We start from the raw sequence: 15,504 nt of genomic DNA on the forward strand, positions 1-15,504 counted from the left end.
CAGCGCCGGCCCCGCGAACCCCCGAGGCCGCGTGGCATACTGGCGCACGCAACGTGCTCCGAGATGCGGTGGAAGTCCGCACCGGCGGTGACAGCCCGCTAACCGCGCGCCCCGCCCTCACCCGAGGGTCCGGGACCGCGGCCTGACCGGTGGAATTCCGGTGCCGACCGTACAGTCGGGATGGGAGAGGCACGCGGCCGTGCCGTCCTGCGCGCTGACGCGGGAGGGCTGCGGAGCGCACCCCTCGGAGTCCCGAACCGAGGAGGTGGCGTCAGCCCCCATGCAGTGGCTCGTGGACGTCTTCACCTGGACCATCCCCGTCGCCGGCGGCGGCCTCCTGGTGCGGGAGGTGATCGGCAACCTCTTCGGGCTGGCCTCCGCGCTCGGCGGCATGGCCCGCAAGGTCTGGGCATGGCCCGTCGGGATCATCGGCAACGCGCTCCTGCTCACGGTGTTCCTCGCCTCCCTCTTCGGCGGCGCCGACCACGCGACGCTCCTCGGCCAGGCCGGCCGCCAGGTCATGTTCATCGCGGTCTCCGTGTACGGCTGGGTCCGCTGGCGGGCCGCGAGCCGCGGCCGCGGCGACCACGCCCCCGCGATCACCCCCGAGTGGGCCGGCCGGGGCGGGCGGACGCTCCTCGTGCTGGGCCTGCTGATCGGCACCCTCGCCCTCACCCCGGTGTTCCGCGCCCTCGGCTCGTGGGAGCCGGTGTGGGCGGACGCCTGGACCTTCGTCGGCTCCCTGCTCGCCACGTACGGCATGGCCCGCGGCTGGGTGGAGTTCTGGCTCGTGTGGGTGGCCGTGGACGTCGTCGGCGTCCCCCTGCTGTGGAGCAGCGGCTACTACGCCTCCGCGGTGATGTACGCGTTCTACGGGGTCTTCACCCTGATCGGCTTCTTCGTGTGGCTGCGCGCCAAGGACCGGGAGGGCACGCGATGAGCACCCCCTCGAGGAGCACCCCCATGGACCTCGCCGCCGCCGCGGCCATGCGCGGCGTGCGCGGCGCCAACCCGCTCGTGGGCGCCGTCCTGACCGCCCCCGACGGCGCCGTGCTCGCCGTCGGTCACCACCGCGGCCGCGGCACGGCCCACGCCGAGGTCGACGCGATCGCCCGGTGGGAGGCCGCCCGCGCCGCCGACCCCGGGCTCGCCGCCCTCGACACAGCGGCGTTCGACCCCGCCGACCTCACGCTCCACGTGACCCTCGAGCCCTGCGACCACACCGGCACTACGGGCCCGTGCTCGGAGGCCGTCCTCCGCGCGGGCTTCGGCGCCCTGCGCTACGCCGTCGCCGACCCCACGGGTGACGACGGCGGGGGCGCCGCCCGCCTGTCCCGCCACGGGGTGCGCGTGGAGGGCCCGACAGGGGAGGCAGCCGCCGTCGCCCTCACGGCGCGCTGGCGGGCCGTGCGCGCCGCGGGACGCCCCTGGGTGACGGCGCACCTGGCCCAGTCCCTCGACGGGAACGCCGCCGCCGCCGACGGGACGAGCCGCTGGATCACGGGGGAGGCCTCCCGCCACCACGCCCACGAGGTGCGCGCCCGCGTGGACGCGATCGTGGTGGGCACGGGCACCGTCCTCGCCGACGACCCGCGCCTCACCGCCCGGGCCGCCGACGGCGCCGCGGCCGCGCGCCAGCCCGTCCCCGTGGTCCAGGGCCGCCGTCGGATCCCCGCCGACGCCGCGCTGCACGCCGCGCACCCCGTCGTGCTGCAGACGGGAGAGCGCGACCCCCACGACGTGCTCGCGGCGATCGCCGCCCACCCCGGGCCGTGGCCCCACGGCCGCCGCGCCGAGCACGTCCTCGTCGAGGGGGGCCCGCACGTCCTCGGCGCGTGGTTCTCCGCCGGCCTCGTGGACGAGGTCATGGCGTACACGGCGCCGCTGCTCCTGGGCGCGGGGCTGCCCGCCGTCGCCGGTCTGGATGTCGGCACGCTCGCCGACGGGATCCGCCTCGTCCCCGACCCCGCCGAGGGCGGCCCTGTGAAGGCCCTCGGCGAGGACGTCTGGACGCACCTCATGCCCGCGCCCTGACCCGGGCCACCGCCCCGCCCCCTGCTGCCTCCTCGCCCCCACGACCAAAGGATCCGCATGTTCACCGGGATCATCACCCACCTCGGCACGGTGCGCGCCGTCGAGCCGCGCCCCGAGCAGGACACGCTCACGCTCGTCCTGGACGCCGGCGGCGCCCTCGACGGGCTCCCCGCGGGCGGCTCGCTCGCCGTCGACGGCGTGTGCCTCACCGCCCTCCGCTCCGGGGAGGAGTCCGACGCGCTCTTCCGCGCCGACCTCATGGGGCAGACCCTCGCGATGACGAGCCTCGGGGACCGCGTCCCCGGGGACCGCGTCAACCTCGAGCGCTGCCTGCGCCCCACGGACCACCTCGACGGGCACCTCGTGCTCGGCCACGTCGACGGCGTCGGGGTGGTCCTCTCCGTCACGCCCCAGGGCGCGTGGACCACGATCCGCATCGGCCTGCCCGCCTCGCTCGCGCGCTACGTCCCCGCCCAGGGCTCGATCGCCCTGCAGGGCGTCTCCCTCACCGTCACCGCGGTTTCCGCGCCCGGGGACGCCGAGCACTGGTTCGAGGTCGGGATCATCCCCGCCACCCTGCGGGCCACCACCCTCGGCGGGCTCGCCCCGGGGGACCGCGTCAACCTCGAGACGGACGTGATGGCCCGCTACGCCGAGCGCCTCGCCCTGATTCCCGCCACCCGCGCCGCCGAGGAGGACGCCCATGAGTGAGCACGGGAGTGAGCACATCCGCCTGGACGCCATTCCCGACGCCGTCGCCGCGATCGCCGCCGGACGTCCCGTCGTCGTCGTGGACGATGCGGACCGCGAGAACGAGGGCGACCTCATCTACGCCGCGGCCCTCGCCACCGACGCCGTCACCGCGTTCACCGTGCGGCACACCTCCGGCGTGATCTGCGCGCCGCTCCCGGGGGCCCTCGCGGACCGCCTCGAGCTGCCGCCCATGACCACCGTGAACGAGGACCCCAAGGGGACCGCGTACACCGTGAGCGTCGACGCCGTCGCGGGGACCACCACCGGCATCAGTGCCGCCGACCGCACCCGCACCCTGCGCGTGCTCGCCGGCGCGGACAGCGACCCGGCCGACCTCACCCGCCCCGGGCACGTCTTCCCGCTGCGCGCCGTCCCCGGGGGCGTGCGCGCCCGCCGCGGCCACACCGAGGCCGGCGTCGAGCTGTGCGCGCTCGCGGACCTGCCCCCGGTGGCCGCGATCGCCGAGCTCGTCCACGACGACGGCACGATGATGCGCCTGCCCGCCTTGCGCGCGTTCGCCGACGAGCACGGCCTCGTGCTCGTCTCCATCGCGGACCTCGTGGCGCATCTCGAGACGGAGAGCCCGCTGCCGGCCGACGTCGCCCCCGAGGCCACCCTGCCCACCCGCCACGGCGTCTTCCGCGTCAGCGTGCACCCCGACGCGCAGACGGGGGCGGAGCACGTGCTGCTCCTGGCCGACCCCGTGCCGGCGCCGGAGGACCCGCTCACGGTGCGCGTGCACTCCGAGTGCCTCACCGGCGACGTCTTCGGCTCCCTGCGCTGCGACTGCGGGCCGCAGCTCGAGGACGCCCTGGCGCACGCCGCGGCCGAGGGCGGCGCGGTGCTCTACCTGCGCGGCCACGAGGGGCGCGGGATCGGCCTGGCCTCCAAGATCCGCGCCTACCGCCTCCAGGAGGAGGGCCTGGACACCGTGGAGGCCAACCTCGCGCTCGGCCTGCCGGGGGAGGCGCGTGACTACGCCGGCGCCGCCCGGGTGCTGATCGAGTCCGGGCACCCGCGGGTGCGCCTCGTGACGAACAACCCCGCCAAGGTCGCGGGCCTGCGGGCCGGCGGGGTCGAGGTGGTGGAGCGCGTGCCCGCCCCCACGCCCGTCACCGAGTACAACGCCGCGTACCTGCGCACCAAGCGCGACCGCATGGCCCATGCCCTCGCGGACCGTGACCTCGGCGAACCGGCCCCCACGCCGACCCCCATGCACCCCACCCCGAGCCCCCAGGAGGAGACCGCATGAGCGGCCACGGAGCACCCCAGACCACCCTGTCCGCCCTGTCCGAGGCCGACCGCGCCACGGCCGCCGGGCTGCGCGCCGTGATCGTCGCCGCGCAGTGGCACACCGAGATCATGGACGGCCTCATCGCCGGCGCCCGCGCCGCCGCCGCGGAGATCGGCCTGGAACCGGCCCTCGTCCGCGTGCCCGGCACCGTCGAGCTGACCGTGGCGGCCGCCCGCCTGGCCGCGGACCACGACGTCGTGGTCGTGCTCGGCGTCGTGGTGCGCGGCGGCACCCCGCACTTCGAGTACGTGTGCCAGTCCGTGACCCAGGGCGTCACCGAGGTCTCCGTGCGCACCGGAGTGCCCGTCGGCTTCGGCGTCCTCACCGTGGACACCGAGGACCAGGCCCGCGACCGCGCCGGGCTGCCCGGTTCGCGCGAGGACAAGGGCCGCGAGGCGCTCGAGGCCCCCGTGCTCACCGAGCTGGCGCTGCGCGGCGCCGGGGCCTGAGGCCCGCCCGGCCGGCCGGCGAGGGAGCCGCGCGCACGCCGTCCCCGGAGGCCGGCCTCCTCATCGCGGCGCTCACGGGCGCCGTCGTGTCGATCCTCGTCCTCCTCGTCACCCCACGGCATGCGCCGGGGCGGCTGTGGGTGGCGGCGGTCCCGGTGATCGACCTCCTCGCGCTGCCCCTCCTCCTCCTGGCGCTCGGCCGGTCCCTCCACCTCGCGGCGGCGGTGACGGCGCTCGCGGCCGTGATCGCCGCGCTGATCGGCCGCACCTACCTCGAGGCGCACGGGCGCACGCCCCGGGATGCCCACCGCATCGCCGGTCTCGTCGCCCTGGCCCACATGGCGACCGTGCTGCTCGCCGTCCCGCTCGCCGCCGTGACGGTCGGCCTGGGACCGCTGGTCTTCGTCGTGGCCCTCCTTCCGCCCCTGCTCCACGGTCTGTGGTTCACGACTCTGGGGCGAGGCGGAGTCGACCGCGCGCCCGCGGCCCCCTGCTGCGGCCCGCCGGCACGGCGACGGGCCAGGCCGGCCGTCGTCCTGCCGGCTGCCGCGGCCATCGTCCTCATGGCCGCCTGGGCCGCCTGGCCGGTGCCCGCACCCCCGGCCGACGCCACACCGCAGGCCCGGCCGGCACGCCATCCTGCGGCTCAGAGCAGCTCGCACTCACGGTCGGCGGATTCGACTCCGCGATGGGCACGTCCTCGGCGGGGATCACGGCCGTGAACACGTCGGACGCCGCCTGCGCCCTGCGGGGCCGCCCGGACGTGGAGATCGTGCAGGGCGGCGACCCGATCGGCCTGCGCCTCGCACCGATGGACGCCCGGGCCCTGACGCTCACCCCGGAGCAGGCGGCCCGGGAGGACCCCGATCTCGGCGTGGTCCTGGAGCCCGGGCAGCAGGCCGTGGCCGGGCTCCTGTGGCCGGGCTACCGCACGCTGGCCGACGGGAGGACTCCGCAGGCCGTCCGGGTCGGACTCGCCCCGGGAGACGCCGCGCTCCGGGCCCCCATCGGCGTGTCCGACGAGCTGGGAGGGAGTCCGGGCCCGGCACCCTTCGACCTCCAGGACGGCGTGCCGGGCGGAGCGGAGCTGCGCGTCGGACCGTGGACGTCGCGCCGATAGGGCACGCCGGACGGTGCTGCCGCGTCACACGAGGACGACGACGGCGCGCCGCACCGGGGTGCCGCTAGGGTGACGGCCGTGAAGACCTTCGAAGAGCTGTTCGCCGAGCTGACCCGCACCGTGGCCGAGCGCCCTGAGGGCTCCCACACGGTCGCCCGCGTGGACGCCGGCGTCCACGCCATCGGCAAGAAGGTCGTCGAGGAGGCCGCCGAGGTCTGGATGGCGTGCGAGCACGAGTCCGACGACGCGGCGGCCATGGAGATCTCGCAGCTGCTCTACCACCTGCAGACGATGATGATCGCCAAGGGCCTCACCCTCGAGGACGTCTACCGCCACCTCTGAGCGGGACCGCGCGACGACCTCGCGCGTCCCCGCCGCCCGCCTGAACCCCCCACGAGGAGAGACCGTGCTGCGCATCGCCGTCCCCAACAAGGGCGCCCTGTCCGAGGCCGCCCGCGAGATCCTGCTGGAGGCCGGCTACCGCCAGCGGCGCGACTCCCGGGAGCTTGTGCTCGTCGACCCGGAGAACCAGGTGGAATTCTTCTACCTGCGGCCGCGCGACATCGCGGTGTACGTCGGCCAGGGCACCCTCGACGTAGGCCTGACCGGCCGAGACCTGTTCTGCGACGCGCAGGTGGGAGACACCGCCGAGGAGGTCATGGCGCTCGGCTTCGGGAGGTCCGTGTTCCGCCTGGCCGCGCCGGTCGGCGCGTTCAGCGCGGCCGGCGAGCTCTCGGGCAGGCGCATCGCCACGAGCTACGACGGCCTGCTCACGGCGTACCTCGAGCGGACCGGCCTGGACGCCACCGTCGTCCACCTCGACGGCGCCGTCGAGTCCTCCGTGAAGCTCGGCGTGGCGGACGCGATCGCCGACGTCGTGGAGACCGGCAACACCCTGCGGGCCGCGGGCATGGAGGTCTTCGGCGAGCCGATCCTCGACTCCGAGGCGATCATGATCGGCCGCCGGGGCGCCCAGCCCGAGGGCCTCGACGTGCTGTTGCGCCGCCTCAACGGCGTCCTCGTGGCCCGCCGCTGGGTGATGATCGACTACGACATCCGCCGCGAGCTCCTGGACCGCGCCACCGCGGTCACGCCGGGACTGGAGTCCCCGACCGTCTCCCCGCTGCGCGACGAGTCGATGGTGGCCGTGCGCTCCATGGTGCGCAAGGGCGACGCCAACCGCGTCATGGACGAGCTGTACGACCTCGGAGCCCGCGGCATCCTCATCTCCGCCATCCACGCCATCCGCCTCTGACCCCCTCGGACCACACGGTCCGCACCCCCGTCGGCCTCGAAGGAGCCCCGCCATGACCGTCGCCGTCCGCGTCATCCCCTGCCTCGACGTCGACGCCGGGCGGGTGGTCAAGGGCGTCAACTTCGAGGACCTGCGCGACGCCGGCGACCCGGTCGAGCTCGCCCGCCGCTACAACGCCGCGGGGGCGGACGAGCTCACGTTCCTCGACGTCACCGCCTCCACCGCGGACCGCGCCACCACGTACGACGTCGTCACCCGCACGGCGGAGGAGGTCTTCATCCCGCTCACGGTGGGGGGCGGCGTCCGGACCGTGGACGACGTCGACCGCCTCCTGCGCACCGGTGCGGACAAGGCCTCGGTGAACACCGCCGCCGTCGCCCGCCCTGCGCTCATCACGGAGATCACCCGGCGCTTCGGCTCCCAGGTGCTCGTGCTCTCCCTCGACGCGCGGCGCACACAGGACCCCGCGTGTGCGTCCGGCTACGAGGTCACCACCCACGGCGGGCGCACGGGGACCGGCATCGACGCGGTGCAGTGGTGCCGGGAGGCGTCCGAGCGCGGCGTGGGGGAGATCCTGCTGAACTCGATCGACGCGGACGGGACGCGGGCCGGCTTCGACCTGGAGATGATCCGCGACGTCCGGGCCGTGACCCGTGTGCCGCTGATCGCCTCGGGCGGCGCGGGGGAGCCGGCCCACTTCCCGGAGGCGGTGGCCGCGGGGGCGGACGCGGTGCTGGCCGCGTCCCTGTTCCACTTCGGCCCGGACGACATGCTCGCCCGCGTCAAGGACGCGCTGCGCGCCGCGGGGCACGTCGTCCGCTGAGGGGCACGGACCACGCCGCGCGGCTCAGGCCGCGCCGGTGACGCGGTCCGTGGTCACGAGCGCGGCGCGGCGTCGCCCGTGCGCGTGCAGGACGAGCTCGCCGGCGGCCCCCGTGACGCGCACGCTCACGCCGTCCTCGCCGGGCCGGCGCGCGACGATGGGCGTGTTGTCCACGCGCGAGGCGGGCCGGAGCCGGCGGGCGAGCACGATCCCGGTCTCGGCCCCGCGGTAGAGGAGCCGCGCGCGACCGCGCAGGCGGGTGTAGAGCGTGTCCGCGTAGTCGTCGGCGAGGATGCGCGGAGCCCAGCGCTCCTGCGCACGCCGCACGTCCTCGGTGTGCACGAAGAACTCGAGCAGCTGCACCTGGCCGGCCACGCGCCGTCCCGGGGCGGTCCGGCGGGCGGCCGCGGCCAGCCCCCGCAGCCGGGCCGCGACGCGGGGACCCTCGCCGGGCGCGCGCAGGGGTCCGCGCGCCACCAGCGCGACGAGCTCGGCGTAGCCCTCCTCGGAGGCGTGGGCGTCGCCGAGCTCCTGCGTGAGCTGGGCGAGCCGGCGGCGGGCGACCCCGGGCAGGACGATCCCGGCGGCCGAGGGGGAGGTCTCGCGCAGGTGCACGTGGGCAGCCAGGTGCTCCGTGCGCCAGCCCTCACACAGCGTGGGCGCCGCCGGGCCCGCGGCGAGCAGCGCCTCCACCAGCGCGGCGCGCGAGGCCACCGCGAAGTCGGTGGCGGTGTGCTGCGCGGCGGCGGGGGTCTCGGCCATGGCCTCCACGCTACACGCGGCTCCCTAGAATGGACCTCCATGAGCACCCCCCAGACCGCCGGCCTCCCGGAGTCCCTGACCTTCGACGACCGGGGCCTCATCCCGGCCATCGCGCAGCAGCACGACACGGGCGAGGTGCTCATGATGGCGTGGATGGACGAGGAGTCCCTGCGCCTCACCCTCGAGTCCGGATGGGCCACCTACTGGTCCCGGTCCCGCGGGAGGCTGTGGCGCAAGGGCGAGAGCTCGGGCCACCGACAGCGCGTCCTCGCCGTCAGCGCGGACTGCGACGGCGACACGCTCCTGCTGCGCGTCGACCAGACCGGGCCCGCGTGCCACACCGGCACCGCCAGCTGCTTCACCGACCGCCGGATCGCGGACCTGACGGGCCGCACCCCCGAGGAGGACGCCCGATGACCCGCCCCCACGCCTCCGACGCCACCCCCGACCGCGCCGAGTTCCTGCGCCTGGCGGACACCGCACGCGTGATCCCCGTGGTGCGCACCGTGCTCGCCGACGGCCTCACGCCCCTGGCCATCCACCGCCGCCTCGCCGCATCGCGTCCGGGCACCTTCCTCATGGAGTCCGCGTCCCAGGGCGCCGCGTGGTCCCGCTACAGCTTCATCGGCGCCGGCTCCGCGGCCACCCTCACGGCGCGCGACGGCGAGGCCCACTGGCAGGGCACGCCCCCCGAGGGGCTGCGCCGCGAGGGCCCGGCCCTCGAGGTCCTCGCCGACTCCCTGCGCCTGCTGCGCACGGACGTCCGGGACCGGGTGGGGGTGTCGCTGCCGCACCTGGTCTCGGGGCTCGTCGGCTTCCTGGGCTGGAACACGGTGCGCTCGTGGGAGCACCTGCCGCACCCGCCCGAGGACCACCTTCGCCTTCCCGACCTCGCCATGAACCTCGTCACGGACCTGGCCGTGCACGACGCGGTGGACGGCACCGTCACCCTCATCGCGAACGCGATCAACGGCAACGGCCTCGCCACCGGGGCCGAGCAGGCCCACGACGACGCCCTCGCGCGGCTGGACGCCATGGTCGAGCGGCTCCGCACGCCCGTGCCCGAGCCCGTGAGCGCCGTCTCCCGCCGCTGGCTGGACGCTTCCGCGGAGGACGTGGCGGCGCAGGCCGAGGACCGCTGGGGGGCCGAGGGCTTCCGAGCCGCTGTCGGGAAGGCCCAGCAGGCCATCCGGGACGGCGAGGTCTTCCAGGCGGTGCTCTCCCGCCGCCTCTCCGTGACCACGGACGTGAGCGGGGAGGACGTGTACCGCGTGCTGCGCACGGTCAACCCGAGCCCGTACATGTACCTCTTCTCCTTCGAGACGCCCGAGGGGGAGCCGTACGAGATCGTCGGCTCCTCGCCCGAGGCCCTCGTCACCGTCCAGGACCGGCACGTCGTCACGCACCCGATCGCCGGCTCGCGCCGCCGCGGGGCGAGCGCCCAGGAGGACGCGCGCCTCGGCGAGGACCTGCTCCACGACCAGAAGGAGCGCGCCGAGCACCTCATGCTCGTGGACCTCTCCCGCAACGACCTCTCCCGCGTGTGCGAGGCCGGTTCCGTGGCGGTCACCCAGTTCATGGGCCTGGAGGCGTTCAGCCACATCCTGCACCTGGTCTCCCACGTGGAGGGGCGCATGCGCGACGACGTCGACGCCCTCCAGGTGCTGCGGGCCGCCTTCCCGGCCGGCACCCTCTCCGGAGCCCCCAAGCCGCGCGCGCTCCAGCTGCTGGACGAGTGGGAGCCCACCGAGCGCGGGCCGTACGGCGGAGTCGTCGGCTACTTCGACCTCGCCGGCAACATGGACATGGCCATCAACATCCGCTCCGTGACCCTGCACCGCGGACAGGCCCACGTGCAGGCGGGTGCCGGGATCGTGGCGGACTCGGACCCGCGGGCCGAGGCCGCCGAGACGGTCACCAAGGCCACCGCCCCGCTGCGTGCGGTGCTCGCGGCCGCCGAGCTGGAGGAGGCGTGATGCGCCGCCGCACGGCGGTGCTCCTCGCCCTCGCCTCCGGCGCGCTGGTCCTCGCGACCGCGGGGCAGACCTGGGTCGAGGCGTCGGGCCTGACGGGTGGGACCGCCGACCACGCGCGGGCCGTGGGCGCCTCCGCGGCGCCCGTGGCGACCGCGATGGCCGTCGTCGTGATGGCCGGGGCGCTCGCCCTGACCACGGCCCGCCGGGTCGGCGCCGTCGTCGTGGGCCTCCTGACGGTGCTGGCCGGCGTGGTCATCGCCTCGACCGCCGTCTTCGCCGCCCTGGACCCGGTGGCGACGGCGACCCCGGCCGTCGCCGCCGTCACGGGCACCACCGCTGACGCCGCCTCCTATGCCGTGACCGTGTGGCCGTGGGTGTGCGCGGCGGCCGGCGTCCTGGCCGCCCTCACGGGGGCGGCCGCCCTGGCCTCGGCCCGCTCGTGGCGCTCCGCCCGCCGCTACGAGGCGGCCGCCGGCACTCCCGCCGGCGCCCCCGCGGGCGCGACGGCCGCACCCGCCGCCACGGTGGACGAGATGGACGCGTGGGACGACCTCTCGCGCGGTCACGACCCGACCTGAGCGGCGTCCCGTGGCACAATGAGGGGCAGTCGTCATGCACACCACGTCGAGTGAGGGACACCCATGAGCCACACCGAGACCACCACCACCTCCGGCACCCGCCGTCGCGACCTGCGCGAGGAGCGCGACGCGGACCGCGGCGTCGACGCGGGGGTCGTCGTCACCGAGGACGGCCGCGTGCTGGGCGACCCCACGCACGCGGAGGTCCCGGACCACGGCAACACCCCGGGCGGCTGGATCATGGCCGGTCTCGGCGTGCTCGGCGTCCTCGCCGGCTGCATCGGTGCGCTCACCGACCTGCAGATCCTCATCTGGATCGGCCTCGCCATGCTCGTGATCGGCGGCATCGTGGGCCTCGTGTCGGCCAAGCGCCAGTCGGCCCGGCCCGACTCGGCCCGCCGCGGCCACTGAGGCCCACTCCGTGAGCGTCCTCGACGACATCGTCGAGGGAGTCCGCGAGGACCTCGCCGAGCGCCGCCGATCGCTCCCTCAGGAGCGGCTCGCGGAGCTCGTCGCGGCCGCCCCGGCCCCCCTCGACGCGCACGCGGCGCTGACCGGCGGCCGTACCGACCCCGCGGGGATCCACGTGATCTCCGAGGTCAAGCGCGCCAGCCCGTCCAAGGGGCACCTCGCCGACATCCCCGAGCCCGCCGCCCTGGCCTCCGCCTACGAGCGCGGGGGAGCCTCCGCCGTCTCCGTGCTGACCGAGGCCCGACGCTTCGGCGGCAGCCTGGCCGACCTCGACGCCGTGCGCGCCGCCGTCGCCCTGCCCGTCCTGCGCAAGGACTTCACGGTGGAGGAGTACCAGGTCCACGAGGCCCGCGCCCACGGGGCGGACCTCGTGCTCCTCATCGTGGCCGCCCTCGACGACGCACGCCTGCGTAGCCTCCTGCAGCTGACGGAGTCACTCGGGATGCATGCCCTCGTCGAGGCCCACACCCCCGGGGAGGTCGAGCGCGGCGTGGCCGCCGGCGCCCGGATCCTGGGCGTGAACGTGCGCAACCTGAAGACCCTCGACATCGACCCGGACCGCTACGCGGCCCTGGCCGCCGGGCTCCCCGAGGACGTCGTGCGCGTCGCCGAGTCCGGCGTGGAGTCCGAGGAGCAGATCCGCTCCTACGCTGCCGCCGGCGCCGACGCCGTCCTCGTGGGCGAGGCCCTCGTGCGCCACGGCCACCCCGAGGCGGCGCTGCGCGCGTTCCGCGCCGCCTCCCTCACCGTCCGCTGACCCCCCGACCGAAGGAAGTGGTCCGCCCATGAGCGCGGAGCGATCCAGCACCCAGCCGTCCATCGAGTTCGAGGGCGTGTTCCAGGGCCTGCCGGGCCCGTACTTCGGCCGGTACGGCGGGCAGTGGATGCCCGAGTCCCTCATGGCGGCGCTCAAGGAGGTCACGGAGACCTACGACGTGGCGCGCCGGGACCCGGCGTTCGAGGAGGAGCTGCGCGGCTACTTCCGGGACTACGTCAACCGGCCCTCGCTGCTCACCGAGGTGCCGCGCTTCGCTGCCGAGACCCCGGGCGTGCGCATCTTCCTCAAGCGCGAGGACCTCAACCACACCGGCTCGCACAAGATCAACAACGTGATCGGCCAGGCGCTGCTGGCCCGGCGCATGGGCAAGACCCGCCTGATCGCGGAGACCGGCGCCGGCCAGCACGGCGTGGCCACCGCCACCGCGGCCGCCCTCTTCGGGATGGAGTGCACCGTGTACATGGGGGAGGAGGACACGCGCCGCCAGGCCCTCAACGTGGCCCGCATGCAGATGCTCGGCGCGGAGGTCATCCCCGTGACCATCGGCGCCCGCACCCTGAAGGACGCCATCAACGAGGCGCTGCGCGACTGGGTGGCCTCGGTGGACACCACGCACTACCTGATCGGCACCGTCACCGGCCCGCACCCCTACCCCACCATGGTGCGGTACTTCCACTCCGTGATCGGGGAGGAGGCCCGCGAGCAGGTCCTCGCCCAGACCGGCCGCCTGCCCGACGCCGTCGCGGCGTGCGTGGGCGGCGGATCCAACGCGATGGGCCTCTTCCACGGGTTCCTGGACGACGAGGGCGTGGAGCTGTACGGCTTCGAGGCCGGCGGCGAGGGCCTCGAGTCCGGCCGCCACGCCGCCTCCATCACCCTGGGCCGCACCGGCGTGCTGCACGGCGCCCGCACCTACCTGATGCAGGACGAGGACGGGCAGACCATCGACTCGCACTCGATCTCCGCGGGCCTGGACTACCCCGCCGTGGGTCCCGAGCACGCCTTCCTGCACGACACCGGCCGGGCCGCGTACGAGCCCGTCACCGACGCCGAGTGCATGGCCGCGTTCCAGCGGCTCACCCGCACCGAGGGCATCCTTCCGGCGATCGAGTCCGCCCACGCCCTGGCCGGCGCGCTGCGCCTGGCCCGCCGCTGGGCCGACGAGGGCCTCGTGGGCGCGGACACCGCCGAGGGCGAGGAGCGCATCATCGTGGTCAGCCTCTCCGGCCGCGGCGACAAGGACGTGGCCACGGCCGCGGCCTGGTTCGGCCTCGGGGAGGCGGACGAGCAGAAGGACCCGCTGGACGAGCTGACCCCGGGAGAAGAGCAGTGAGCACCGACGTGACCTCCAAGACCGCCGCCGCGATCGCTGCCGCCCGCGACGCCGGGCGCACCGCCCTCGTGGCCTACCTGCCCGCCGGCTACCCCTCCGTGGCGGACTGCGTGGAGGCCGCCGTCGCCCTCGGGGAGAACGGCGCCGACGTGATCGAGATCGGCCTGCCCTACACCGACCCGGTGATGGACGGCCCCGTCATCCAGCGCGCCACGGCCGCCTCGCTCGCCGCCGGCTTCCGGGTGGCGGACGTGTTCGAGATCGTGCGGCAGGTGACCGCCCGCACCGACGCGGCCGTGCTCGTCATGACGTACTGGAACCTCGTGGACCGGATGGGCGTCGAGGAGTTCGCGGGCCGCCTGGCCGCGGCCGGGGGAGCGGGGCTCATCACGCCCGACCTCGTGCCCGAGGAGGCCGGGGAGTGGTTCGAGGCCTCGGACCGCCACGGCCTGGACCGCGTGTTCCTCACCGCCCCCTCGTCCTCGCCGGAGCGCGTGCGCCTCACCGTGGAGGCCTCGCGCGGGTTCGTCTACGCCGTCTCCGTGATGGGCGTCACCGGCGCCCGCGACCAGGTCTCGGACGCGGCCGAGGCCGTCGTCCGGGCCGCCCGTGAGGCCGGTGCCGAGCACGTGTGCGTGGGCCTGGGCGTCTCCCAGGCCGAGCACGTCCGCGAGATCGGGGCGTTCGCGGACGGGGCGATCGTGGGGACCGCGCTGGTGCGCGCCCTCACCGACGGCGGCCCCGAGGCCGTCGCGGCCCTGACGCGCGAGCTGGCCGCCGGCACCGTGCGGGAGGCCTGAGCATGTTCGCCGGTGCCCTCGCCCCCCTCGCGGCGATCCCGTCCCCGTCGTGGGACGGCCTGCAGCTGGGCCCGCTGAAGGTCCACGCCTACGCGCTGTGCATCATCCTCGGCATCATCCTGGCCCTCTGGCTGGCCTCGCGCCGCTGGGATGACCGGAACGGCCCCGAGGGCGCGGTCCTCGACGTCGCGATCTGGGCCATCCCGTTCGGCTTCGTGGGCGGCCGGCTCTACCACGTGCTCTCCTCCCCGGACCGGTACTTCGGCCCGGGCTTCGACGGCACGGGCGATCCGGTCCAGGCCTTCTACGTGTGGAACGGCGGCCTGGGCATCTGGGGCGCCATCGCGCTGGGCGCCGTGGGCGCCTGGATCGCGTGCCGCCGGTACGGGCTGCGCCTGAGCGCCTTCGGCGACGTCGTCGCCCCGGGCATCCTGCTGGCCCAGGCCGTGGGCCGCTGGGGCAACTGGTTCAACCAGGAGCTGTTCGGCGGGCCCACCACGGCCCCGTGGGGCCTGCGCGTGGACGCCGACCACCCGAACTTCCCGGACGGCGTCGCCCCGGACACCCTGTTCCACCCCACGTTCCTCTACGAGTCCCTGTGGTGCCTGCTCGGCGTGGCCGTGCTGCTCCTGGCGGACCGCCGGTGGCGGCTGCGCCGCGGGGCGATGGTCTGGGCCTACGTGGCCTGGTACACCGCCGGGCGCGTGTGGATCGAGACGCTGCGCATCGACGACGCGGAGCTGGTCACCCTGTTCGGCCTCACCCAGCGCCTGAACGTGTGGACCTCGATCGTGATGCTCCTGCTGGCGCTCGTGATGCTCGCCGTCATCCTGGTCAAGCACGGCCCGGCCGCCGCCGGCCCGCGCTCGGACGACTCCGTGTGGCTGCCCGGCCGCGGCCCCGCCCTCGAGGCCGGCGCGGGCGCGCCCGTCGACGCGGCGGTCGCGGGGCAGGGCCCCGACGACGGCGCCGGATCCACGGCCGCGGGGGTCCGCGAGGACCGCTGAGCGTCCAGCATTCGGACATCCGCGTCTGAGAATGTGGCGCAGGTCGCCTTCCTCTCTACTCTCGTGCGCAA

Annotated in this window: 19 protein-coding genes; 18 read left to right on the top strand and 1 reads right to left on the bottom strand. The window is 75.5% G+C overall.

What is annotated here, in order from left to right:
• Positions 1-280 precede the first annotated feature (280 nt).
• From pnuC to hisF, 10 genes are all read left to right on the top strand, one after another.
• Positions 281-940, top strand: a complete 660-nt coding sequence (gene pnuC, locus LG274_RS01700; protein ID WP_404465009.1) for a nicotinamide riboside transporter PnuC — start codon at positions 281-283, stop codon at positions 938-940.
• The gene (ribD, locus tag LG274_RS01705) at positions 937-2,034 is read left to right on the top strand and encodes a bifunctional diaminohydroxyphosphoribosylaminopyrimidine deaminase/5-amino-6-(5-phosphoribosylamino)uracil reductase RibD (RefSeq protein ID WP_404465011.1); all 1,098 of its coding nucleotides are present in this window, start codon (positions 937-939) and stop codon (positions 2,032-2,034) included. The genes pnuC and ribD overlap by 4 nt, the downstream gene beginning before the upstream one ends.
• A 57-nt stretch (positions 2,035-2,091) precedes the next feature.
• Positions 2,092-2,745 (top strand): riboflavin synthase, encoded by a 654-nt coding sequence (locus LG274_RS01710; protein ID WP_404465013.1) that lies wholly within the window; start codon positions 2,092-2,094, stop codon positions 2,743-2,745.
• A complete protein-coding gene (gene ribB / locus LG274_RS01715; RefSeq protein WP_404465015.1) occupies positions 2,738-4,039 on the top strand; it encodes a 3,4-dihydroxy-2-butanone-4-phosphate synthase in 1,302 nt (433 codons plus the stop codon). The genes LG274_RS01710 and ribB overlap by 8 nt, the downstream gene beginning before the upstream one ends.
• The gene (gene ribH / locus LG274_RS01720; RefSeq protein WP_404465017.1) at positions 4,036-4,530 is read left to right on the top strand and encodes a 6,7-dimethyl-8-ribityllumazine synthase; all 495 of its coding nucleotides are present in this window, start codon (positions 4,036-4,038) and stop codon (positions 4,528-4,530) included. Before ribB ends, ribH begins: the two co-directional genes overlap by 4 nt.
• 86 nt (positions 4,531-4,616) lie before the next feature.
• Positions 4,617-5,252 (top strand): hypothetical protein, encoded by a 636-nt coding sequence (locus LG274_RS01725; protein WP_404465019.1) that lies wholly within the window; start codon positions 4,617-4,619, stop codon positions 5,250-5,252.
• Positions 5,219-5,650 (top strand): DUF4232 domain-containing protein, encoded by a 432-nt coding sequence (locus tag LG274_RS01730; RefSeq protein ID WP_404465021.1) that lies wholly within the window; start codon positions 5,219-5,221, stop codon positions 5,648-5,650. Before LG274_RS01725 ends, LG274_RS01730 begins: the two co-directional genes overlap by 34 nt.
• Positions 5,651-5,728: 78 nt before the next feature.
• Positions 5,729-5,992, top strand: coding sequence for a phosphoribosyl-ATP diphosphatase (locus tag LG274_RS01735; RefSeq protein ID WP_248116922.1), 264 nt, complete (start codon positions 5,729-5,731; stop codon positions 5,990-5,992).
• A 64-nt stretch (positions 5,993-6,056) separates the two neighbouring features.
• Complete coding sequence (gene hisG, locus LG274_RS01740; protein ID WP_248116925.1) at positions 6,057-6,905, top strand: ATP phosphoribosyltransferase; 849 nt, start codon at positions 6,057-6,059, stop codon at positions 6,903-6,905.
• Between the two features lie 52 nt (positions 6,906-6,957).
• On the top strand, positions 6,958-7,728 hold the full coding sequence (hisF, locus tag LG274_RS01745; protein ID WP_248116927.1) for an imidazole glycerol phosphate synthase subunit HisF: 771 nt from the start codon (positions 6,958-6,960) through the stop codon (positions 7,726-7,728).
• A gap of 24 nt (positions 7,729-7,752) precedes the next feature.
• Here the strand turns inward: hisF and LG274_RS01750 are convergent, their stop codons facing one another.
• On the bottom strand, positions 7,753-8,490 hold the full coding sequence (locus LG274_RS01750) for a maleylpyruvate isomerase family mycothiol-dependent enzyme (protein ID WP_404465024.1): 738 nt from the start codon (positions 8,488-8,490) through the stop codon (positions 7,753-7,755).
• A 39-nt stretch (positions 8,491-8,529) separates the two neighbouring features.
• Here LG274_RS01750 and hisI point away from each other — a divergent pair, with 39 nt between their 5' ends.
• The 8 genes from hisI (at position 8,530) to lgt (ending at position 15,433) form a co-directional block, all read left to right on the top strand.
• The gene (gene hisI, locus LG274_RS01755) at positions 8,530-8,907 is read left to right on the top strand and encodes a phosphoribosyl-AMP cyclohydrolase (RefSeq protein ID WP_248116931.1); all 378 of its coding nucleotides are present in this window, start codon (positions 8,530-8,532) and stop codon (positions 8,905-8,907) included.
• Positions 8,904-10,466 (top strand): chorismate-binding protein, encoded by a 1,563-nt coding sequence (locus LG274_RS01760; RefSeq protein ID WP_298710323.1) that lies wholly within the window; start codon positions 8,904-8,906, stop codon positions 10,464-10,466. Before hisI ends, LG274_RS01760 begins: the two co-directional genes overlap by 4 nt.
• Positions 10,466-11,044, top strand: a complete 579-nt coding sequence (locus LG274_RS01765; RefSeq protein ID WP_319074827.1) for a Trp biosynthesis-associated membrane protein — start codon at positions 10,466-10,468, stop codon at positions 11,042-11,044. The genes LG274_RS01760 and LG274_RS01765 overlap by 1 nt, the downstream gene beginning before the upstream one ends.
• Positions 11,045-11,107: 63 nt before the next feature.
• Positions 11,108-11,455: an HGxxPAAW family protein gene (locus LG274_RS01770; protein ID WP_298710319.1), complete on the top strand. Its 348-nt coding sequence runs from the start codon at positions 11,108-11,110 to the stop codon at positions 11,453-11,455.
• Between the two features lie 10 nt (positions 11,456-11,465).
• Positions 11,466-12,272, top strand: coding sequence for an indole-3-glycerol phosphate synthase TrpC (trpC, locus tag LG274_RS01775; RefSeq protein WP_248116937.1), 807 nt, complete (start codon positions 11,466-11,468; stop codon positions 12,270-12,272).
• A gap of 28 nt (positions 12,273-12,300) precedes the next feature.
• The gene (trpB, locus tag LG274_RS01780; protein WP_248116938.1) at positions 12,301-13,626 is read left to right on the top strand and encodes a tryptophan synthase subunit beta; all 1,326 of its coding nucleotides are present in this window, start codon (positions 12,301-12,303) and stop codon (positions 13,624-13,626) included.
• A complete protein-coding gene (trpA, locus tag LG274_RS01785) occupies positions 13,623-14,426 on the top strand; it encodes a tryptophan synthase subunit alpha (RefSeq protein WP_248116939.1) in 804 nt (267 codons plus the stop codon). The genes trpB and trpA overlap by 4 nt, the downstream gene beginning before the upstream one ends.
• 2 nt (positions 14,427-14,428) lie before the next feature.
• Positions 14,429-15,433, top strand: coding sequence for a prolipoprotein diacylglyceryl transferase (gene lgt, locus LG274_RS01790; protein ID WP_404465029.1), 1,005 nt, complete (start codon positions 14,429-14,431; stop codon positions 15,431-15,433).
• The last annotated feature ends 71 nt before the right edge of the window (positions 15,434-15,504 follow it).

It is taken from the genome of Micrococcus antarcticus (genome assembly GCF_044872765.1).
Lineage (GTDB): Bacteria > Actinomycetota > Actinomycetes > Actinomycetales > Micrococcaceae > Micrococcus.

Coding starts and splice junctions, on each gene's coding strand:
- hisI (WP_248116931.1), top strand. CDS start 8,530: ATGAGCACCCCCCAGACCGCCGGCCTCCCGGAGTCCCTGACCTTCGAC.
- hisF (WP_248116927.1), top strand. CDS start 6,958: ATGACCGTCGCCGTCCGCGTCATCCCCTGCCTCGACGTCGACGCCGGG.
- LG274_RS01765 (WP_319074827.1), top strand. CDS start 10,466: ATGCGCCGCCGCACGGCGGTGCTCCTCGCCCTCGCCTCCGGCGCGCTG.
- LG274_RS01750 (WP_404465024.1), bottom strand. CDS start 8,490: ATGGCCGAGACCCCCGCCGCCGCGCAGCACACCGCCACCGACTTCGCG.
- lgt (WP_404465029.1), top strand. CDS start 14,429: ATGTTCGCCGGTGCCCTCGCCCCCCTCGCGGCGATCCCGTCCCCGTCG.
- LG274_RS01770 (WP_298710319.1), top strand. CDS start 11,108: ATGAGCCACACCGAGACCACCACCACCTCCGGCACCCGCCGTCGCGAC.
- ribB (WP_404465015.1), top strand. CDS start 2,738: ATGAGTGAGCACGGGAGTGAGCACATCCGCCTGGACGCCATTCCCGAC.
- LG274_RS01710 (WP_404465013.1), top strand. CDS start 2,092: ATGTTCACCGGGATCATCACCCACCTCGGCACGGTGCGCGCCGTCGAG.
- LG274_RS01760 (WP_298710323.1), top strand. CDS start 8,904: ATGACCCGCCCCCACGCCTCCGACGCCACCCCCGACCGCGCCGAGTTC.
- LG274_RS01730 (WP_404465021.1), top strand. CDS start 5,219: ATGGGCACGTCCTCGGCGGGGATCACGGCCGTGAACACGTCGGACGCC.
- trpB (WP_248116938.1), top strand. CDS start 12,301: ATGAGCGCGGAGCGATCCAGCACCCAGCCGTCCATCGAGTTCGAGGGC.
- ribH (WP_404465017.1), top strand. CDS start 4,036: ATGAGCGGCCACGGAGCACCCCAGACCACCCTGTCCGCCCTGTCCGAG.
- pnuC (WP_404465009.1), top strand. CDS start 281: ATGCAGTGGCTCGTGGACGTCTTCACCTGGACCATCCCCGTCGCCGGC.
- ribD (WP_404465011.1), top strand. CDS start 937: ATGAGCACCCCCTCGAGGAGCACCCCCATGGACCTCGCCGCCGCCGCG.